General features: G+C 61.6%; 16 protein-coding genes, 4 tRNA genes, 2 pseudogenes and 1 riboswitch. Of the genes and pseudogenes, 8 read left to right on the forward strand and 14 right to left on the reverse strand.

The window, feature by feature from the left end; translation table 11 throughout:
- Nucleotides 1–16: 16 nt before the first annotated feature.
- Together AC1DVN_RS00905 and AC1DVN_RS00910 are read left to right on the forward strand one after the other, a co-directional pair.
- A complete protein-coding gene (locus AC1DVN_RS00905) occupies nucleotides 17–1,552 on the forward strand; it encodes a CYTH and CHAD domain-containing protein (RefSeq protein WP_477993164.1) in 1,536 nt (511 codons plus the stop codon).
- A 48-nt stretch (nucleotides 1,553–1,600) separates the two neighbouring features.
- The gene (locus tag AC1DVN_RS00910) at nucleotides 1,601–2,491 is read left to right on the forward strand and encodes a universal stress protein (RefSeq protein WP_020970585.1); all 891 of its coding nucleotides are present in this window, start codon (nucleotides 1,601–1,603) and stop codon (nucleotides 2,489–2,491) included.
- 15 nt (nucleotides 2,492–2,506) lie between these two features.
- On the opposite strand, the pseudogene AC1DVN_RS00915 reads toward AC1DVN_RS00910, so the two are convergent.
- Nucleotides 2,507–3,034 (reverse strand): annotated as a pseudogene (locus tag AC1DVN_RS00915) (VIT1/CCC1 transporter family protein); the annotation flags it as partial.
- A gap of 104 nt (nucleotides 3,035–3,138) precedes the next feature.
- Between AC1DVN_RS00915 and AC1DVN_RS00920 the strand changes: the two are divergent.
- On the forward strand, nucleotides 3,139–3,924 hold the full coding sequence (locus tag AC1DVN_RS00920; protein ID WP_182262454.1) for an SDR family NAD(P)-dependent oxidoreductase: 786 nt from the start codon (nucleotides 3,139–3,141) through the stop codon (nucleotides 3,922–3,924).
- Nucleotides 3,925–3,927: 3 nt separating this feature from the next.
- Here the strand turns inward: AC1DVN_RS00920 and AC1DVN_RS00925 are convergent, their stop codons facing one another.
- The 10 genes from AC1DVN_RS00925 to AC1DVN_RS00970 form a co-directional block, all read right to left on the reverse strand.
- Nucleotides 3,928–4,560 (reverse strand): TetR family transcriptional regulator, encoded by a 633-nt coding sequence (locus AC1DVN_RS00925; RefSeq protein WP_019745059.1) that lies wholly within the window; start codon nucleotides 4,558–4,560, stop codon nucleotides 3,928–3,930.
- 114 nt (nucleotides 4,561–4,674) lie between these two features.
- Nucleotides 4,675–6,051, reverse strand: a complete 1,377-nt coding sequence (ftsW, locus tag AC1DVN_RS00930; RefSeq protein WP_020908900.1) for a putative lipid II flippase FtsW — start codon at nucleotides 6,049–6,051, stop codon at nucleotides 4,675–4,677.
- 224 nt (nucleotides 6,052–6,275) lie between these two features.
- Nucleotides 6,276–7,637 carry an MFS transporter gene (locus AC1DVN_RS00935; protein WP_195849623.1) on the reverse strand — a complete coding sequence of 454 codons (1,362 nt, stop codon included), beginning with the start codon at nucleotides 7,635–7,637 and terminating at the stop codon, nucleotides 6,276–6,278.
- 69 nt (nucleotides 7,638–7,706) lie between these two features.
- A complete protein-coding gene (locus tag AC1DVN_RS00940) occupies nucleotides 7,707–9,101 on the reverse strand; it encodes an NtaA/DmoA family FMN-dependent monooxygenase (protein ID WP_021345386.1) in 1,395 nt (464 codons plus the stop codon).
- Between the two features lie 29 nt (nucleotides 9,102–9,130).
- Nucleotides 9,131–10,210, reverse strand: a complete 1,080-nt coding sequence (locus tag AC1DVN_RS00945; protein ID WP_477993167.1) for an LLM class flavin-dependent oxidoreductase — start codon at nucleotides 10,208–10,210, stop codon at nucleotides 9,131–9,133.
- A gap of 4 nt (nucleotides 10,211–10,214) precedes the next feature.
- A riboswitch (SAM riboswitch) is annotated at nucleotides 10,215–10,310 on the reverse strand.
- A gap of 179 nt (nucleotides 10,311–10,489) precedes the next feature.
- Nucleotides 10,490–12,118 carry an ABC transporter substrate-binding protein gene (locus tag AC1DVN_RS00950; protein ID WP_445386716.1) on the reverse strand — a complete coding sequence of 543 codons (1,629 nt, stop codon included), beginning with the start codon at nucleotides 12,116–12,118 and terminating at the stop codon, nucleotides 10,490–10,492.
- Nucleotides 12,119–12,359: 241 nt separating this feature from the next.
- Nucleotides 12,360–12,436, reverse strand: a tRNA-Phe gene (locus AC1DVN_RS00955).
- A gap of 70 nt (nucleotides 12,437–12,506) precedes the next feature.
- Nucleotides 12,507–12,580, reverse strand: a tRNA-Asp gene (locus tag AC1DVN_RS00960).
- 135 nt (nucleotides 12,581–12,715) lie between these two features.
- Nucleotides 12,716–12,788: transfer RNA gene (locus AC1DVN_RS00965), tRNA-Glu, on the reverse strand.
- 111 nt (nucleotides 12,789–12,899) lie between these two features.
- Nucleotides 12,900–13,553, reverse strand: a complete 654-nt coding sequence (locus tag AC1DVN_RS00970; RefSeq protein WP_020908905.1) for a TetR family transcriptional regulator — start codon at nucleotides 13,551–13,553, stop codon at nucleotides 12,900–12,902.
- Between the two features lie 405 nt (nucleotides 13,554–13,958).
- Between AC1DVN_RS00970 and AC1DVN_RS00975 the strand changes: the two genes are divergently transcribed.
- The 3 genes from AC1DVN_RS00975 to AC1DVN_RS00985 all read left to right on the forward strand — a co-directional run bounded on the left by AC1DVN_RS00975 (nucleotide 13,959) and on the right by AC1DVN_RS00985 (nucleotide 15,923).
- Nucleotides 13,959–14,450 carry a MarR family winged helix-turn-helix transcriptional regulator gene (locus AC1DVN_RS00975; protein ID WP_021345391.1) on the forward strand — a complete coding sequence of 164 codons (492 nt, stop codon included), beginning with the start codon at nucleotides 13,959–13,961 and terminating at the stop codon, nucleotides 14,448–14,450.
- A complete protein-coding gene (locus tag AC1DVN_RS00980; protein ID WP_355329650.1) occupies nucleotides 14,447–15,838 on the forward strand; it encodes an MFS transporter in 1,392 nt (463 codons plus the stop codon). The genes AC1DVN_RS00975 and AC1DVN_RS00980 overlap by 4 nt, the downstream gene beginning before the upstream one ends.
- Nucleotides 15,839–15,850: 12 nt before the next feature.
- A tRNA-Lys gene (locus AC1DVN_RS00985) sits at nucleotides 15,851–15,923 on the forward strand.
- Between the two features lie 8 nt (nucleotides 15,924–15,931).
- Here the strand turns inward: AC1DVN_RS00985 and AC1DVN_RS00990 are convergent.
- Nucleotides 15,932–16,762, reverse strand: a pseudogene (locus AC1DVN_RS00990) (alpha/beta fold hydrolase); the annotation flags it as partial.
- A 62-nt stretch (nucleotides 16,763–16,824) separates the two neighbouring features.
- Nucleotides 16,825–17,091, reverse strand: a complete 267-nt coding sequence (locus AC1DVN_RS00995; RefSeq protein ID WP_134999848.1) for a hypothetical protein — start codon at nucleotides 17,089–17,091, stop codon at nucleotides 16,825–16,827.
- A gap of 426 nt (nucleotides 17,092–17,517) precedes the next feature.
- On the opposite strand from AC1DVN_RS00995, the gene AC1DVN_RS01000 reads away from it, so the two are divergent.
- Complete coding sequence (locus tag AC1DVN_RS01000; RefSeq protein WP_046379179.1) at nucleotides 17,518–18,189, forward strand: hypothetical protein; 672 nt, start codon at nucleotides 17,518–17,520, stop codon at nucleotides 18,187–18,189.
- Nucleotides 18,189–19,382 (forward strand): PrsW family intramembrane metalloprotease, encoded by a 1,194-nt coding sequence (locus AC1DVN_RS01005; RefSeq protein ID WP_019745070.1) that lies wholly within the window; start codon nucleotides 18,189–18,191, stop codon nucleotides 19,380–19,382. Before AC1DVN_RS01000 ends, AC1DVN_RS01005 begins: the two co-directional genes overlap by 1 nt.
- A 94-nt stretch (nucleotides 19,383–19,476) precedes the next feature.
- On the opposite strand, the gene AC1DVN_RS01010 is transcribed toward AC1DVN_RS01005, so the two are convergent.
- Nucleotides 19,477–20,019: a TetR/AcrR family transcriptional regulator gene (locus tag AC1DVN_RS01010; protein ID WP_029256113.1), complete on the reverse strand. Its 543-nt coding sequence runs from the start codon at nucleotides 20,017–20,019 to the stop codon at nucleotides 19,477–19,479.
- Nucleotides 20,020–20,033 lie beyond the last annotated feature (14 nt).

Genomic DNA, 20,033 nt, shown 5'->3' on the forward strand with positions numbered 1-20,033 from the left:
CGCAAGAGGAGACCAGATGAGCAAGACCGCCGTCGTACCCGAAGCCGTACGGGAGATCGAGCGCAAGTACGAGGCGCCGGCCGAGCAGGAAGTTCCCGCGCTGGGTGGACTTCCCGGTGTCGTCGGCGAACCGGTCCACGACTCGATACAGCTCTCTGCCACCTACTTCGACACCGCCGACTACCGGTTACTCGCCGAGAAGATCACGCTGCGCAAGCGTGAGGGCGGCGACGACGCGGGGTGGCACATGAAACTTCCCGCAGGCGAGGACACTAGAACCGAAATCCAGCTTCCCCCGGACGAGAGCACCGATGTGCCCTCGCCGCTGGCGAGTCTGATCCGGGCGGTCATCCGCGGTCACGATCTGGTGCCGGTCGCCCTGATCATCACCGATCGGGAGCGCACCAGACTCAACGGCGAAAACGGTGTTCTGCTTGCCGAAGTAGTCTCCGACACCGTCATCGCCTGCAAGGCAGACGGTTCCGGTGAGTCGACGTGGCAGGAAGTCGAGGTCGAACAAGGCGCAGGCGGGCAGGCCCTGGCCGATGCAATCGAGTCGGTTCTACTGGACGCGGGGCTCGAGCGTTCTGCGAGTCCGTCCAAACTCAAACGAGCACTGGGCACTTCGGTCACTCCATACGTCGGCCACGAGGTAACCACTGGCAAAGCGTCGAATCCGCGAATTCTGTTGCGTAATTACCTCATCGAACAACTGCGCGCACTGGTCGCCGCGGATCTCGGCACGCGCCGCGCCGACGACGAAGCCGTTCACGACTTCCGGGTCGCAGCACGTCGTATCCGCAGCGCTCTACAGTCGTACGCCGGTCACTCCCCCAAGACCGACGATCTCATCACGGATCTTCGGTGGATCGGTGGAAAGTTCGGTGACGCCCGCGACGTCGAGGTCCAGTGGGAGCGTCTTGTGGAACGACTCGGTGAAATCGACGAGATGCCCGAGCGAGAAGCAGTGCGCGCTCGAATCGACGAGTACTTCTCGGCCCGCGGTGAAACCGCGCAGGAAACCGCCCTCGAAGCGCTCGATTCCGAGCGCTACACCACACTGCTCGATCGACTCGACGAGTACGTCGGCGACCTCGAATTCGACACTGCCGCCCACCGTGTAGGAAAAAAGGCGTCGGCACGAGAGCTGGCGCATACCGTGCGCCATCTAGCTCACAAGGTCGGTAAGCGAGTCGATCACGTCTTCGATGCCGATACCCGCACCGAGCGTGACGAGCGAATGCACCGCGCACGCAAGGGCGCCAAGCGGATGAAGTACGCGATCGAGGTCATGGAACCGGTGTCGAAGAGCCGGGCCAAGCGCGCCTTGAAGCATTTCAGCCACTTCCAGGATGTTCTCGGCGAGCATCAGGATTCCGTTGTAGCCCAACATCACCTGCTCGAAATTGCTGCGGAGCAGGAGCACACCTCGCTCACCAGTTTCGGATTGGGCATGGCCTACCGACGAGAACTGGAAATCGCCGACGGGCAATCAACACTGCTCCGCAAGACGTGGAAGGAAGCCGTCAAATCAGCGTCGTCACTCTGGTGACCAGGCTGCAACCAGTCGACCGATCTCGATCATTTCAGAGGAGTAGACATGAACACACTTGCAGGACACCAGGACGTCGTCGCCGGTATCGACGGATCCGAGGCCTCGACGGCGGCGGCCCGGTGGGCAGCCTCGGTCGCGAACGCGGTGAACTCACGACTGATTCTGGTGCATGCCCTGCCGCAGGAGGGTCCGATTTACAGTCCCGCTGCAGTGATGTTGCAGTCGCAGTTCCTCAGCCAGATCCGCGAAGACGGCGAAGCGATCGTCGATGCCGCCGCCGCGGTGATTTCAGCTGAATTCCCGGAACTGACCATCGAATCCGAGATCGCACCGGGCCCGGCGTCGACGCACATCCTCGAATCCTCGGGTACCGCACGCCTGATCGTGATGGGGTCGACCGGATCCGGCGCACTGCGCTCGCGGCTACTCGGATCGACCGCACTGAAGGTGGCAAATCACGCAACCTGTCCGGTCACCGTCTGGCGTGGTTCGGCGGAGAATCCCGGTCCGGATCAACGTCCCGTCATCGTCGGAGTCGACGGAAGTGCGTTGAGCAAGAAGGCCGTCGAGTACGCGTTTCGTTATGCCGATCAGTTCGACGCGCCGCTTATCGCGGTCCACACCTGGCAGGGCTCGTCCACCTTCCGCGAAGGCGGAGCGGGAATCCTCATCGACTGGGAAGCCGTCGAGCAGGAGGAATCGGCACTGCTGGCAGAGAACCTGGCCGGCATGGCCGATCAGTACCCGGACGTGCCGGTCACCCGCATCAGTGAACCCGGCGCCGCCGCCCCCGTCATGCTCAAGTACGCCGACGACGCGCAGTTGATAGTTGTCGGAAGCCATGGCCGCAGTGCGATGGCCGCCGCCGTGATGGGCTCGACCAGCCAGAATCTGCTGCACCATGCGCCAGGGCCGGTCATGATCTGTCGCGCCTGAATTGCTGTGCGCCTTTATTAACCCCCCGCGGTTAATAAAGGTTGCCGACGAAATCGCCGCATGCCATGGATTGGTGAGATCATCCGGGTCGATACCCAATTCGACTTCGACGTGTGCCGCGAAAGCATCGTGCTCGGTCAATTCTTCGGCGACGCGGCGGGCCGTCTCCGGACTCAATCCCTTGTTCTCGTAGATCTCGGTCAGTTCCTGGAGTTCCGCCTCCGGTGTCTCGAGGAGTTCCTTCTTCTCCTTCTGCAGGAGTGCGCGTTCGGTGTCTCGCTGAGCGCTGACCGAGACGTACTCACCCAACGCCATGGACACAGCGCCGGCAACCAGACCAGCGAAACCGGCCGTGAAGATCGCCGAGCGCTCGGTTGTGGCTGCCGCAACACCGACCACGAGGCCTGCGGTCGAGACGATTCCGTCGTTTGCCCCCAGAACACCTGCACGCAGCCAATTCAGGCGATTGTTCAAACTCGGTGCGTGAGGTTCCGATTCCCCACCGGGCGCCCCGTCGGTCAACTGCACACTGTCTCCGGACATGGCAACAGATTAGGACGATCAGTCCGGTTGCGATAGCAATCTGAGCCTGTCCTTCGCGTACTGATATATTCCCAGACAGAACCCAACCAAGCATTTGCTAGGTTATGAAACGGCACACCTCTGGAGGCATTGTGAGCGCAGCACGCACCGCTTTTGTCAGCGGCGGAACCGGTGGAATCGGGTCGGCGATCGCGCTTACTCTCGCCGACCGCGGGCACGACGTCGCCTTCACCTACCGAAACAACAAGGACGCTGCCGAGCAGCTGAGCGAGCAGATTCGAGCGCATGGCGTGCTCGCCCACTCGTACTCTCTCGACTTGACCGACGAGTTGTCGATCAGCTCCGCCGTCCGCGATGCGGTCAGCGATCTGGGCGCGTTGACGACCCTCGTCCACGCTGCGGGACCGCACGTCCCGATGACGCACCTCTCGCGCGTGACGCCGGCGTTCTTCACCGAACAACTGAACCAGGAAGCCGCGGCGTTCTTCACACTCGTCCACACCGCCCTGCCTGCGCTGCGGGCATCTTCGGGTTCGGTGGTAGCGGTGACAACCGCGGCAACGGATCGTTTTCCCGTGCGCGACGGACTCTCCGCAGGCACCAAAGGGGCTGTCGAACAACTTGTTCGCGGATTCGCCGCAGAGGAAGGACGCTACGGCGTTCGGTTCAACGCGGTAGGACCAGGCATGTTGACGGACGGAATGGCGGAGCGACTGATCAACTCCGCCGAACTCGACCAGAGCGCACTCGATGTGACGATGAGCCGAATTCCGTTGAAGCGCTTCGGATCAGCTGCCGACATCGCCGAAGCAGTATGTTTCCTCGCAAGCGACGCGGCCGGATTCATCAGCGGTCAAAAGCTCAACGTCGACGGCGGCTACACCGTCTGAGCGCTATCCACCCAACTTGCGAAAGACCAGTCGCACGGCAAGTTCGAGGTGCGCCATCACCTCGTCCGTCGTCATCCGGCCGGCAACCCACGAGACCAGACTCGACATCCAGACGTCGTCGATGACCTTCACCGCATCCATCTGCTGTTGCGAGACTTCCTCGACGCCGATCGCCTTCGCGAACATCTCGGTCACGACGCCACCGAGCGCGTTGAGTTCCGGAGTCGCCGACGCGTCCGCGAACATGTACGCCCGAACCAACGCTTCGTAACGGAGGTGGTCGGTCTCGAGGACCTCCGTATTCTTGCGCAGCACAAACAGAATTCGGTCCGACGGAGTCTCGCCCGGGATTACAAAGTCCTGGAATCTGTCACGCAAACCCTCGAACATCCACAACAATGCGACGACGAGCATGTGGTTCTTCGACGGGAAATACCGGTAAACAGTGCCGATCGCGACGCCGGCGCGATCGGCGACCGATCGCATCTGCACCGCGTCGTAGCCGCCTTCGGAGGCGGATTCCATTGCGGCGTCGACAATCCGGCGAAAACGCGCTCGTTGCGACGGCGTCGTACGACGTCCGGTCACCGAGCTACGTTCGACCACCGACTGGTCTGCCTTGTCGCCACCTGCCATGTCCACAACCCTAATTAGACGTCGTTTTGCCGACTCCCAATGTAGCCGCCCAACGCAATCGTCGGGTGCATGACTGCCCGCTTCCGAGCTGGCCGCCAGTAGGACTGGCCGAGATCAGGAAGCGCGCCGCGGCCGATCGGATCGGCCGCGTCTACGTGGATCTTCCGACCAGTCGCGCGACGGTGCGCGTCGGCCCGGCGCTTGAGTCCGGCGCCTGTCGGGTTGCGGCGCCCGTCGCTCCGGTCGGCGTTGACCAGTCGGGGCCGGCTGGGCGCGGCGAGCAGGCGGCCTACGTCGATCAGTCTGTGGCTTCTTGGCAATGCCGAACCGAGGCTTGCCGAAGACCAGCGGGATCCAACCGCGACCGCTGCTCTCGGCCGAGGCGACAGCCTCGGGCTCACGGAAGGCTGCGTGCGCGATGAGCCCGAACATCAGCAAGGTGGTGATCATCGACGTTCCGCCCGCCGAGATGAGCGGTAGTTGCAGACCGGTCACCGGAATCAGGCCAACGACGTAGGCGATGTTGATGAACGCCTGCACGACGATCAACGTCGTTGCCGTCGCCGTCATGACCTTGAGGAACGGATCGGTGGACCGCTTCGCGATTCGCAGTCCGACGATCAGAACCGCGGCGAAGAGAGCAACGACGATCAGCGCACCGACCAGACCCAACTCTTCACCGATCACGGCAAAAATGAAGTCGTTGTGCGCCTGAGGGAGGTAACTCCATTTGGCGTCGGACTGCCCCAGACCGCGACCGAAGATGCCGCCGTTCGCCAAGGCGTACTTGGCCTGAGTGCTCTGGAAGTTCAAGCCTTGCGGGTCGAGATCAGGATTGAGGAAAGCCTTGATGCGATCCGAGCGGTAACCAGCAGTAAGCCCGAGCACGAGAAATGCGACTGCGGAACCGAGCGTGAGGCTGATGAACGTCTTCATCCGGAACAGCCCGAACCACAACACCGACATGAAGATGATGCCGATCGTGATCGTGGTTCCGAGGTCCTTCTCCAACACCACCAGAACCAGAACCAGCAGCGTCGTACCGCCGATCACCGGCAGCGCACGGTTGACATCCATCCGCGCGTTCATGAACGACGCAACCGTCGCCGCGGACCAGATCGCCAGAGCAAGTTTGGCCAGCTCCGACGGCTGGAAGGAAATACCCGCGATCACAAACCAGCTGCGAGCACCCATCTGCTCCGAGCCGATACCTGGAATCAGCACCAGGACAAGCAGAACAAGACACAGGATCAGCAGCCATGGTGAGGCTCTACGCATCGTTTCGGTCGGCAGCCGCACGACCGCCACGAACATCACCAAACCGATCGCTGCGAACATGCACTGCGGCCAGAAGCGGGCGTAGGACGTCCCGGACAGAACATAGGATTCGACGCCCGAAGACGACAGCACCATCAGCAGTCCGAACGCGACGATCAGCACGACCAGACCGACGATCATATGGAAATCGAACAGTGGCCGATTCGTCCACATCGCCGTTCGAGCGCGGAAGGGTGTCGATGTGCGGTCACGTTTGTCCGACGATCCACGGGGTGAGTTAACTGGCTCTCCACTCCCGCGACCGTTGGGCTTGTCTTCACTGCGACCGGTCACCACACAAGTATCGTCCCACGACTCCTAACCCATGGGTAACACAAGTCCCATGAGTCACACGGGCTCGGCCTCCCGAGGTCCATGGAGACCCACGAAATACCAGGTCACGTCCTTCGCCGGCGTCGGTCTGCCACCGCCCCCGCCAACGAGAGCGTCAACATGACCACGCAGACGGCAAGCGCGATCCCGAACGCACGTCCGTATCCGTCGGGCGACGATCCGAGTACACCGAGATACAACCCCGATACCGCGGCCAGCGAGATGGTCGCTGACAGGCGCTGAGACAGTTGAAGGAAACCCGCCGCAACACCGTTCGCGCCCGGCGGTGCATATTCGAGAGTCAGCACCCGATTGGGCGCGTCGACCAAACCGCTGGCAACTCCCGACAACACCGCCAGGACCACCAGCACCGGGATCAGATGTTCCCGCGGAATCAGATTGACCGCTGCGATGTACCCGAGGATGACAAGGATCTCGCCGACTATGGCAAAAACCACTGCACTTCGGCCAAACCTGGCAACCAGCCGCCATCCGAGAGCCGACGTCAATGCCATCGCGAGTGAGCTACCGGTCATGATCAACGCCGCACTCAGCGGGGCGAAGCCCAAACCTTCGATCAGATAGAGGCTGAGCACCGCGTTGACGGCGAGGATGGATCCGAACCAGAAGAGTGCAACCGTCGTACCCAACCGGAAGCCCCGTGAGGCGATCAACGACGGAAGCAGTACCGGCGTCCCGCCGCGCTCGGCGTACCGACGTTCCCAGAACCAGAAGGCAACGGCAGCGCCGAACGCACCGATCAGGAAAGCCGCAGCCACAGTGACACTGGTTCGGGTCACGATGGGCCACAACAGGAGCCCGGTCGTAGTCGCCAGCAGACACAGCCCAACCGGATCGATCGATGCGCCTGATCGGGTAGTTCGATCACGGCGCAGAAAGCGAAACGCCAAAATCAGAGTGATCACGGCAAACGGCACGTTGAGAACGAGAAGCAACCGCCATCCGAAGTCGGAGTCGGAATACTTCAGCAGAACGCCACCGAGGATCGGTCCGGAAACGCCGGCCAGACCACCCGCGGTGCTGTACGCGCCTAACGCCTTCGCCCGAGCCTTTCCGGACACCCGGTCGGTGATGATGCCGAGCACCTGCGAACTGATGGTGCCTGCGCCGATCCCCTGCCCAAGACGAGCCAACACGATCATCGACGGATCCGACGCACATGCTCCGAGGATTCCCATCACAGCGAAAATGCTCAGCCCCGCCAAGAACAAGCGTCGACGCCCGACGACGTCACCGAGTCGGCCCGCCGGCACAAGGGCCAAGCCGAAAGTCAGCGAATAGCTCGCAAGGATCCACTGCACCTCGGAGGTCGACGCGCCCAGCGACGCCCGGATCGACGGAACCCCGATTCCGAGCACCGCCGAATCGAGAAGAGTGGTGAAGCCCGCGGCTACGCAGACGATGATCTCCCAGCGGACGGCCGAATCGAGCTTGGTGGATTCGGCCGCCGCTGTGACCGTGTGGGACAGGACCCGTTACCCCGCAGCTTCAGACGCGGCCCGACGCGTGAGCGGCGGTCGCAACCCCAAGTGCTCTCGCAGCGTCGACGTGGAGTACTCGGTGCGGTACGCCCCACGCTCCTGCAGTTCCGGGATCAACCAGTCGACGATCTCGTCGAGCCCGGTCGGCACCAGGTACGGCGAGATGTTGAAGCCGTCCGAAGCTCCGTTGCGCACCCAATGGACCAACTGATCTGCGACCTGCCCCGGGGTGCCCGCAAAACCCGAACGCTGCGAGGTCTCGATGGCGACCTGACGTAGCGACAGGTTCTTTGCCTCGGCGAGAGCCCGCCATTCACGTGCAATCGCAATGGGGTCGTTGCCGTCTCGCGCGGAACCGCGCGTCTCGGACACCGGGCGCGCAACCGGATCTTCCTCCGGTAGTGGACCGTCCGGGTCTCGGTCGGAAAGGTCCTTCCCCCACACCAATCCGACGAGGGACAGTGCGGTTTGGCCGGTGAACTGACCTTCGAGGACCCACCGCGCCTTCTCCTCGACCTCGGACTCGTTCTCCGCCAACACGATCTGCGTGCTGGGCAGGATCTTGACGTCGTCCTCCGGTCGCCCGACGCTACGCAACCGAGCCCGAATGTCGTCGGCGAAATCGAGCGCGCCGTCGAAATGCGTCCCGTGTCGCGAGAAGATGACGTCGGCGTGCGTCGCCGCGAAATCGCGTCCAGTCGGCGAATCGCCCGCTTGAAAGATGACCGGATGTCCCTGTCTGCTGCGGGGAAGCGTCGGCGTCACGGTGATGTCGAACTGCGAAGTCTGGCGGCGTACGTCGCTCACGGCTCCCGGAGTCGACCAGTTCTCGGACGTGCGAGAGTCCGAGATCGCGTCGTCGGCCCACGAATCCCACAGTGCCCGCGCGGTTTCGATGAACTGCCCGGCACGCTCGTAGCGCAGGGCGTGGTCGAGGAAACCACCGCGACGGAAATTCTCTCCCGTCCAAGCGTTGTCGGTGGTCACCGCGTTCCAGCCGGCCCGTCCGTCGGAAAGTAGATCGAGGCCGGAGAGTCGACGGGCGAGGTCGGCCGGTTCGTTGTATGTGGTGTTCTGTGTCGCGACCAACCCGATCTTGTCGGTGATACCGGCGAGGGCGGCCAACTGTGCAATAGCGTCGGGGCGGCCGGCGATATCCAGATCGAGAATCTTGCCGTTCTGCTCGCGAAGGCGAAGGCCCTCACCGAGGAAGAAGGCGTCGAACAGACCTCGCTCGGCGGTGAGTACCAAGCGCCGAAACGTCTCGAAGTCGATCTGGGATCCGCTCGAGGAATCGGACCAGATGGTGGTGTGGTTGACCCCTTGGAAGAAGACGCCGAAGTGAACGTGAGCGTCGGGTCGAGGTACGGCGGAGCGTGATGCAGTCATAGCCGAAATGTCCTTAGTGCGAAGTCAAGTCAGGAGGAGTGGACGAATCGATTTGCGGGCCGCTGCAGGCCGAGGTTGCCCCTCAGAGTCGATCCCGGAACCGGGCGTCGCGTCAACCCGGACTTCGACAGCGCCGGAAGAACGAATTTGGCCAGCACCGGAAGGTCCTCGTCGATCACGAGAGCGTGGAAATGAACACCGTCGAGGTGTCCGGCCAATTCCTTCAGAACCACGGCCGCTTCCCCCGGATCTGCAGCCAGGAGCAGTCGGCCAGTGACGACGGCATTCCCGTGCGAGTTCAGCTCGATCAACCGCTGCGCCGCAGACAGATTCGGCGTATCGAATGCCGCATCGACCTCGGCGACCACCAATGACGCGCCCTCATCGCGCGCCTTGGCAGCCGACTGTGCAATGGCCTCCACCGAATCACCGGAAACGAGAACAACATCGGCCTGGTGTGGTTCGATGTCGCCGTAGCGGCCGAACACCACCAACTGGCCTTGCGGCGGCCGCGGAACGATTGACGGCCCCTTCACCGAGAAGGTGTCGCCCTCGAAATTGACGTAATGCAGACGATCACGCTCGAGGAAACGCCCACTGAGATAGTCACGGACGACGGCGTCGTCCTCCCACGAATCCCAGAGATCTGTCACGACGGTAACCGAATCCCGCTGCTCCTGCTGACGCGCCGATTCCGTCGTTACCGGAGCCCTCCCCCACGCCCTCGCCGCGGCATCGTCTTCGACCGGAACAGCAAGCCAGCCGCCACGCCCACGCGAGGAGTAGTCCAATGTCGCCAATTGCGAAGAGGTGTGGAACGGTTCGGCGTACGTGGTCCCGACGACGGGGACCAGTCCGATCGTGCTGGTCGTCGCCGCCACGTATGACGCCCTGGAGACGGCATCGATGCGGCCGACAACGTCACCACTCGGAGGGAGGATGGAATCGTCGAACGTCGCGAAGGTGAAGCCCGCATTCTCGGCAGCCGCGACGCGATCGCGCACGGCCTTACCCGTGAGCAACTGATCCGGGCGATGTGAGCTTCGGCGCCAGGCAGCGGGGTGAGTGCCCTCGCCGTCCAGTTCGATACCCACGGCAAATACAGTCATGCGTCCTCCATCGGTCCTGGCGGTAGCACCCACACTGCGCAAACGAAGCGGGTTGCTGCGGCATCATCGAGCCAGGTCTCTCAGCCACTCTGGATGGTGGATGCAATCTATGCGGGCGACGCTAAACAAGTCAAATCACGATCGGCGAATCATATTGACCAACAACATATTTCAATTCAATCATCCTGATCGAAAGGGTTGCGCAACGCTAGCCGACGTAGACACCAAAGAGCCCCGCCCGACTCGCGTCGGACGGGGCTCTCGGTGTGCGCTGGAACGCTACTTCGCGCCCATCCATGCCTGATCGAACAGCATGATGCCGGTTGCAGTCGGAACCACACCGTGCACGTTCTTCTGCCAAGCCCAGAACGACGTGAGCCCGCCGATCGGCGCCGACGGAACCGTCTCGTTCCACAGCGTCTGAATCTTGCCGATGATCGCCAGGGTCGACGAATTATCCTTGGCTTGTTGTAGATCTGCGATCAGCTGATCCATCGCCGGGTTCGCATATCCAGCAGTATTCGCCATCGAGGTGCTGTTGGTCGTGGAGAACAATCCGAGATCGAGAATCGACTCGTACATTCCGATGCCCGCGTGCGCCAGGTCGAAATCGTGCTTGACGTAGACGTTCTGCACGATGTCGCCGGCGTTGTTGGCCAAGATCAAGTTCACCTCGAACCCGACGGCCTGCAACAGTGACTGCACGGCGAGGCCGATCGCGTGGTCCTTGGGCTCACTGAGCACGACGTAGTCGAGCGCGCCGTCGTATCCGTCTGCCTTCGCCTGATTCAGAAGCTCCTTGGCCTTTTCGGGGTCGTAGGCAATACCCGGTGTGTCTACGTGCCATTGCGACGTCGGACCGAACAACTCCGAGCCAGGCAGTCCCTCACCGTTTTCCACGCGCTGATCGATCAACGTGGTGTCCAGCGCGTAGCCGATAGCCTGGCGAACGCGAACATCCGAGCCCGGTCGGCCTTCACGATTGTTGACAATCTCGGCACTACCGGCGTTGAGCACGTCGATGTAGCCGGGGTAACCAGCGGACTTGGCGGAATTGATCGCCGAAGTAAGGCCGCGAATGTAGGCAACATCGAGCTGACCACTGTTCAATGATTCGAGATTGGCCTGCGGACCGTTGAGTGCAACCATCCGCAGTTTGTCCAGCTTGGGAGCGCCGCCGTAGTAGGACGGGTTGGCCTTGAAGATTCGCTCGACGCTCGGCGTGAAGAGATCTTCGGTAAAGGGTCCGGCACCCACCGCGGTGAACTTGTCGCCTTGCTGCGAACTCGGGGCGACGATCATCCCGTGCCCGAGAGCGAGCATCGACGGAAAGCGCATCCACGGCGTCTTCAGCTTGAAGTCGACCGTCGTGGGACCGCTTGCCTGCGCCGATTCCACCGAAGCCAGCCACAACTCGGCGCCATTGCCCTTGCCCGCGTTGTACCGATCGATGCTTGCAATCACGGCGTTGGCGTCGAGCGCGGAACCGTCGCTGAACTTCACACCGTCGCGAAGTTTCAACGTCCACGTGCTTCCGTCGTCGCTGGTATCGAGCGATTCAGCCAACTTGGGCTCGAACTCGCCGCTCGCAGTGTCGTAACTCATCAGGACGTCGTACACCGCAGCGAAGGCCTCACCGCCGGAACCGCCGCGCGCTGCCGTCTTGGTCGGGTCGAGTGAGGGAACGAGCACCTGCACGCCGTACGTCATGGTCCCGCCGGCGACCGCGTCGCCCGGGTCCGGTTGCTCGTTGACCATGCCGGTCACGACGTCCCCCGACGTGTTCGTCGTATCGGTCCCGCTGTCGTCACCGTTGCTCGCGCAGCCCACCAACAGAACCCCGGTACCGAGCAACGCGACGGCGACCCGGCTGACTTTCCCGATGCGCCAAGATCTCGAGTGCGACACGGAGATTCCACCTCACTTCCAGTAGACGCAGCCACGGATCGGCCGCAATCGGCTAATAGTGATGTCCTCCGTGGAGTGACGCCCAGCACGTTCCCGGTGACCGGAAATATTCACGGAGACAAAGGATGCGCACAACTGAGATGATCGGGCCGAGTGGTTGACGGCGACTGACATCCGAACACGAAAAAGCTCCAACCTTATGTTCGAAGAACATGAGATTGGAGCTTGTCGATAAGAATTATGGTGGCCAGGGCCGGGATCGAACCGGCGACCTTCCGCTTTTCAGGCGGACGCTCGTACCAACTGAGCTACCTGGCCGGACGGCACCCGAACCGAATGCCTATCGCATTGCTTTGTTCTCAACCAATTGATTGAGAACAAAGCTTTGCGACCCTGACGGGACTCGAACCCGCGACCTCCGCCGTGACAGGGCGGCGCGCTAACCAACTGCGCCACAGGGCCTTGCTTTTTCCTTGCTGTGAAACCGTACTACATCTTCGAGCCGCTCCCAAACCACTGTCCTGGCCTGGCATTTGTGCATCTCAAAGCGTGTCGTGCGGGTCAAACCATACTGCATCGTTTCGCTTTCGCAAAACGTACCCCCTACGGGATTCGAACCCGCGCTACCGCCTTGAAAGGGCGGCGTCCTAGGCCGCTAGACGAAGGGGGCCCGCCGGATCTCTCCGAACTAGTACCCCAACGGCGTTCCGTTGGGAGCTTGGATAGCTTATGGCACAGCGTTCGGAAATCACAAATCGCCTGGTCATGGGCGAAAAGTGGACTATTCCGCGTCGGGGAACTCGACTTGCGGCCAGCCGTCGCGATGAAACTTCTCCAACCACTCCGGTGTGGCCATGGCTTCGAGCACCACTTCGAGGGACTCCTCGAACCACACACCCAGATCCCCACTCGAGGCAATCAGGTCCGCCATGTACCGCTGGCCGGCAAGGCTCGCTGCCAGTACGCGCGTGAATTTCTCCGGGTCCACGTCTTCGCGGAGCAAACCGTCGTCCTTGGCGCGCAATGCCAACTCGTAGGCGGTCTTTCCCCAGACCTGCCCGCCACCAGATTGCACATCCTTGTAGAACTCCGGCTCGATGATCAGCCGGAATTCCGCCTGCACGATTACCTCGGCACGGAAGACCTCGGCAATGTCGAGCACGAGCCCGTGCAATGCGACGAATGGATCGAGGTCTGTTCTCTTGGCCCAACGATCAGTGATTCCAGTGAAGGTTTCGATAGCCGAGGTCAGAACCGCTCGCGCCAACTCTTCCTTGGACTGGAAATGGAAATACATGGCGCCTTTGGTGGCGCGGGAGCCCTCGAGGATCGTGTTCACCGACGCAGCTGCATAGCCGCGCTTGGCGAATTCGACTGCAGCCGCTTCGACCAGGGCGGCGCGGGTACGCCGCGCACGCTCTTGTTGACGTGCCATTTACGGTGTTGTGCCTCTCGCAGAGTTGGTACGCAGAATCGCCGTGATCGGCGCCTGTCATCCCCCGAAACCTCACAATATCCCCTCCAACACACCCTACGTAAGGACTAGAGCGATACCCGCCAAAAGTACTAGAGGCAATCGGCTGTTCGGGGGACAACAACCGACTTTATGCCCAAAAGACACCAAGTGGTATGGTTTTGGCCGCTCGGGTGCGCCGCAGGGGGTGCGCATCCGAGCTTTTTCGTGTCCGAGATTCCGATAATCCGACCTCGCAGACGGAACTGCTTCGCCGACGGATGAACGGCAATCCCAAGGTTTTAAACAACTAATGCGATTGTTTATTCCCCAGTTTTTGTCGAAACCGTGCTAGCAGCATCGAAATAACACAGTTAGACTGTCTAAATGAACGATGGCGAGGGTCGCAGCAAGACTCGGGACGAGATCGACGTACTTTGGGACGATCTGGGTGCCTTCGTCCGGCGTCTCCGCACCAAACGCCACGACCACAAACTCACGCCGAGCCAGATCCAAGCTCTCGGCCACCTCGACCGACAAGGTCCGTTGACCGCAAAAGAGTTGGCGAAATTCGAGCGCGTCACACCGCAATCCATCGCAAAGACCGTGGCCGCGCTCGAGGAACAGGGCATGGTGACGCGAAGGGCGGATCCATCGGACGGCCGCGCGGCCTTGGTCACGATGACCGAACTAGGCACGTCGACCCTTCACGAAGACCGAACGAAACGCACGCAGTGGCTGGCCGAGGTCATCGACGCCGAGTGCACCGAAGCCGAGCGTGACTTGCTTCTGATCGCCGGCCGAATCCTGCGCAGACTAGGCCAGGGCGCGTCCCCAGCATCGACATCGATATCAGAGGAGTCACTGATGAACCCGTGACCGCCGTCGTCGAAACGTCGACACCCCAAGCCTCCGTTCCCCTGAAACTGAGTCTTGCTCTCGGTTCGGGAACCGTTCTTCAGGCACTGAACTCGTCGATGATTGCGGTGGCAATCGTCCCGATCGCCACATACTTCGGTTCCAGTTCGGGCACAGCGTGGGTCATCTCGGCTCTCTACATCGCGACTGCAGTCACGGCACCGGCGGCGGGGCGACTCGGATCGATCCTCGGCGCCAAACGCGTCTATCTGGCGGGATTGGGTCTGATCGCTGCCGGATCGATCCTCGGCTCGCTCGCCCCGTCACTGGGTTGGCTTATCGCGGCGCGAATTCTGCTCGGAATCGGCACGGCGACACAGTATCCGAACGCGATGACCGTCATCCGCGAATACGCTGACCGCCACCGGGCTCAAACCCGTTCAGCTATAGCAACACTCACCATTTGCGCTCAATCGGTCGTCGCGCTGGGGCCTACTCTCGGCGGGTTGCTGGTCGGCACACTCGGTTGGCAGTCGATCATGTGGGTGAACCTCCCGCTTGTCGTCGTCACTGCCATATGGGTCTTCTTCGCCGCTCCGAGCGACTCCGCCCTGCCCGACCGGGCCGGCGCCACTGCGTTGTTCAAGTCACTCGACCCACTCGGTATCACGCTGTTTCTGGCCCTGACGACGTCGACGATGCTTTTTCTCCTGTCTCTCGCCGAGCACGCGAAGTGGTATCTCGTCCCGTCGACGGCCCTCTTCGCGTTCCTGTTCGTCTGGTGGGAACGTCGAACCGCCTCGGCGTTCATCGACGTCCGTGCCGTCGCCCGAAACCGCGCACTGAGCATGACTCTCGGCCGGACCCTGCTGACTTACACAGCGTTCTACTGCATCTTCTTCGGACTCCCCCAGTGGCTACAGGTAGCCCGCGGAATGTCACCGATCAGCGCCGGGCTCTTCATGCTGCCCGTCGCTGCGGTCGGGATCTTCGCGACCATGTCCGCGTCCAGGGTGTACGGGAAATTCGGCGCACGAATCACCCTCCTGATCGGCACCGCCGCGTTGGCTGTCGGCGGGATTCTGATCGCCTTTGTCGAATCTAGTTCGACTCCCCTTGTGGCACTCCTGCTGATAGCGGCGATCCTGGGCATCCCCAACGGCTTCAACAACATGGGAAACCAGAACCTGATCAACTCGGTGACCACCTCCGCCGACGTCGGGACCGCGATCGGCCTGTACCGAACAATCCAGTACATCGGCGCCAACCTTGCGGCCGTCGTCATCGAGCTGACCATGCGCGGAACCATCGACGACGCGGGTCTGCATCGCACGGGCGGGACCATCGCCGTCATCGGAATCGCCCTTCTGATGGGGGTGGTGTTTTCACGGACTCTGCGGTCCCGTTAGACTCTGCGCCGCGCCCCTATAGCTCAGTTGGTAGAGCTACGGACTTTTAATCCGCAGGTCGTAGGTTCGAGTCCTACTGGGGGCACAAACACAGACCCGGCGCCTCATTCCCTCCTTGGCTTCGATCATCACCCAGTGCCCGCAGTTCGGGAATACATGCAGTTCGGCGTTCGGAATCAGTCGCATCGGAATCATCGGCATGTCCGGTGGACACTGCCTGTCGTCGAGCCCCCATGTCAGCAAGGTCGGGCATTGCACCTTGTGCATCATCGACCAGTACGGCGGCACATCCGAGTTGGACATCATCTGCTGCTGAGCGGCAAAGGCTTTGGATCCGTACATCGCGGTCAATGCCTGGTGCGAGGCCGGATCGTTGGCCGTTTCCCATCGTTCCTCGATCCGCGCCTCGGTGACGACAGTCTTGTCGTACACCATGCATTCGAGCCATCGAACCAACTTCTCACGGCTGGGAGCGTCGGCGAAGTCCTGCAGGAGACGGGTACCTTCACTTGGATTCTGACTGAAGATGTTCGGGCCGACGCCACCGATGGTGACCAGCCTGCAGACACGCTCCGGGAACCTCATCGCGACGTTGACGCCGACTACCCCACCCATCGAATTGCCGATCATCGCAGCCGATTCGATTCCCAGCGCGTCCATGAATCGGATCACCGACGACGCTGCCGTGATCACCGGATGGCCGTCGACGGGATCGCTCACGCCGAAACCCGGGAACTCGAGGATGTAGCGGTGGAAATGCTTCGCGAATACCTCGAGGTTCCCCCGATAGTTCCGCCAACCACTCACACCGATCCCTGAGCCGTGCAACAGGATCAACGGCGGACCATCGCCCGCCTCGTGAAAGCGCAAAGTCCCCTTGTCGGTAGCGACTTCGCGTTTGGTCCCCTCATAGGTCACGTCCATCACGCAAGATTAGAACGTGTTACAGATTCAGGACGGCTGATTGCGGAACTTCGCAACCACCGTCAGAAGCATCCCCCGCTACCTCGACGCCCACTGCGATTCGTGGACTTCTGCTCGCTCGGTTTCGACTTCCCCGGCCCAGCCTTCACACACCGGTTGGGGCGCCGCACTTGCTCGAAGTGTCCGGCGCTCACAACATGACCGGCCACACTCACCCGGACAGACGTGTCTGCGCGGGCGGTTCCGACTTCCGCCGAACCCAACGCCAACGCGAATGCAGCCACCAGCACCAGGGCTACCTTCTTCGAGATCTTCATTGGCACGGCCACTGAGACACGGTTCCACTCCAGATACTGAACAGGTGCGCGCGTCTAAGGAACACGCTGAGTGTCGACGATATTCAGTACGGGTGGCCGGCCGCGATCCTTTAGCTCACCAGTATCTGAACAGTCGACAACAATAGTTTGGGCGGCACGTCAACATCCCGAGGGCGTCAACGAGCCAACGACCAAGCTACGCACTAATACTGAGAATCACGTAAACATCGTGCAGACGCCGGGGCCGGCGCCTTTCGAAACTCCCCCAAAGCGATGTCCAGGTTCACGTCCTGCCTGAATCGTTCTGTTTGGTACTTTTACCCCCCTGAGGCGCACTCCTCAGATTCGCTGTCGACCCAGCACAAACGGCGTGCAGTACAAATCGGATACTGCGGCCCGCGAACGCCTTACCAAGCACTCACGAAAGCCCGGGCAAACATGACCGAAACGGAAACCACAGTGCGGGACGACCCGCCGCGGACGCCATTCGAACCCGAGGATCGCTGGGTTCCCGTCGACCGTAGATGGTTCGGCCTGGACCGAGCGACCATCATCCCGGCAGCGATAGTGCTGGCCGTTGCGATAGTCATGAGCATCCTCATCCCGGCCGTCAACAACTCTGTCGCCTACGACGACGAAGTCGTGGCCGGGGATGTCATGGAACTCAAAGACGGCATCACCTTCGTTCCCGCCGTCGGCTGGGGAATCACAGACGGGGTCCGCGAAACTGATGCTCCCGTCTCCGGTTCGTTCCCGCAGCGCGCAACTCTGGTGAACAGCGGTGCACTGTTCACCGTCTACACGGCACCCTTCGCCGGTGACGCGAACGCTCTACTCGAACAGATCAAGAAGACCTCGGACGCCCTGGCAACAGCAGAGTCTTTGCGCGTCAGCGGCGACTCTTCCTCGATCACCACGGCGAGCGGCATTCGTGGTGTCATCACCAGCTACTCGAACTCGACTGCCGACGGCGTGATCGCAGCATTTGTCGTCGACGGAAAAGGCATCGAAGTTGTCTCCACCGGGCCGAGCGATGTGGCTCCGACCATCACGGACGACATTGCTCACATGATCGTGAGCATCAGCCACCGAGCCGGAGAGGGTTCCTGATGAGCACTCCCACAACACAACCCGCAAACGATCTCCTCACCCGCGCCGGTGCGATCGAGAACTCCGGTTGGGGTAGGTCGTTCACGTTCTACCAGCCGCGCAACGCCGCTTTCTGGGTTTACCTCGCTTTGGTGGTGAGCGGCGCCTTCAAATTCTTCTCGCTGCTGTCGTCGTCCGCCGGCGCTTACGGAGAAGCCATCGCGCTTTCGCTGGTGCTGTTCGGTGTGTACGGCGCCATCTTCTGGTGGTTCACGCAGCACATCGACAGGTACGCGCGCCAACCGGTCAAACTGATCGTCGTTGCGTTCCTGTGGGGCAGCTTCGCCGCTACATGGGTGATGGCCGCAAACGCCAACGACGCCATCTTGTCCTTGTACGCCAAGACATTCGGACAGGCGTGGGCATCGGACTGGGGCCCCGGCCTGACAGCTCCGTTCACCGAAGAAATCGCCAAGGGCATCGGGTTGCTCCTGCTCATCGCACTGGCATCTCGATTGGTGCGCACCGCATTCGACGGATTCATCCTCGGCGCCTTCATCGGACTCGGCTTCCAGATCTTCGAAGACGTTCTGTACGCCTTGAACTCGGCCGCGTCGCAGTTCGGAGCCGATCCGGTCGGCGCTGCAATGCCGACGATCATCCTCCGCATGGTATTCGGAGTGGCCGCACACACTCTGTACAGTGCGATCTTCGGTGCCGGACTCGTCTATCTACTGGGACGGCCGGCGGAACCGCGTCGTGTGGGGCGCGGACTCGCGCTGATGGCGACCGCGATGCTGCTCCACGGCCTGTGGGATTCCGCCGGTGCCTTGACACAAGGCAAGAATGCACTCCTCTTTCCGCTCTTCTTTGTCATGGTCGCCGCTGCATTGACCCTCGTGGTCCGCGTGTTTCGAATGACGGTTCCACGTGAACGCCAGTTCCTGAGCGACATCCTGGCACCGGAAGTCGACCGTGGTGTCATCACGGACGAAGAATTCGTCGCTCTGTGCGGCGACCACAAGGCACGCAGGGCTTTCCGCAAATCTGCAGGCGGACACGCGGCCCGTAAACGCGCCGAATACGTCCTCGAAGCCGCGGCAGACCTCGCCGACGCTCTGGCAGACTCCCACGGAACCAACACCGGCCGAGTCGAATTCGCTCGATCCGAGGTAAGTCGTATCAGGAGTGGTCAGCCGTCGGTCAAGCTCTGACCCGCTCCGAACTGGAATTCAACGCCGCGTCCCCTCGTGCGAGAGCACAAGGGAACGCGGCGTTGGCCATTGATCACGTTGCACATCCGGTTCGTCACGTCGCGATCAACCGCTGAACCGCCCCGACCGCAGCCTCGCGACGCTGAGCGACGGGACGGGACGACTTGAGCGCGAACATCCGGGCGATGTCGGTGATCAACAGAATCAACTCCGCGGGATTCCACTCGGGGTCGATGTGTCCCTCGAGTTGACCTTTGCGAATCTCGGCTACCTTCGGCCGGAACGTCTTGCTTCGTATGTCGTCCTCGCTCATGACGTCCGGTGCTTCGAGATCCGCCCATTGCTGCAATCGAGCGTTCTCGGGATGCGCGACGTAGTTGTCGAAGAGTCGACCTGCATACCCCGGCAGATCATCACCTCGTAGCGCTGTCTCCGCTGTGGTTTCGGACGTCCATTGCTCAGTGACGGCAGAAAACAACTCTTCCTTGCTCGCGAAGTACGCGTAGAGACGGTCCTTGCTGGCACGCGCTTGCGCGGCGATCCGATTGATCCGCGCGCCGGCCAGGCCGTACGTCGCAAATTCGTCCTTTGCGGCCGCCAGAATGCGGTCTCTCGTGGCTTCCCCTGCTGAGCGCATGTTCACAGCCTAGA

This window comes from Rhodococcus sp. P4_E4 (assembly GCF_056401575.1).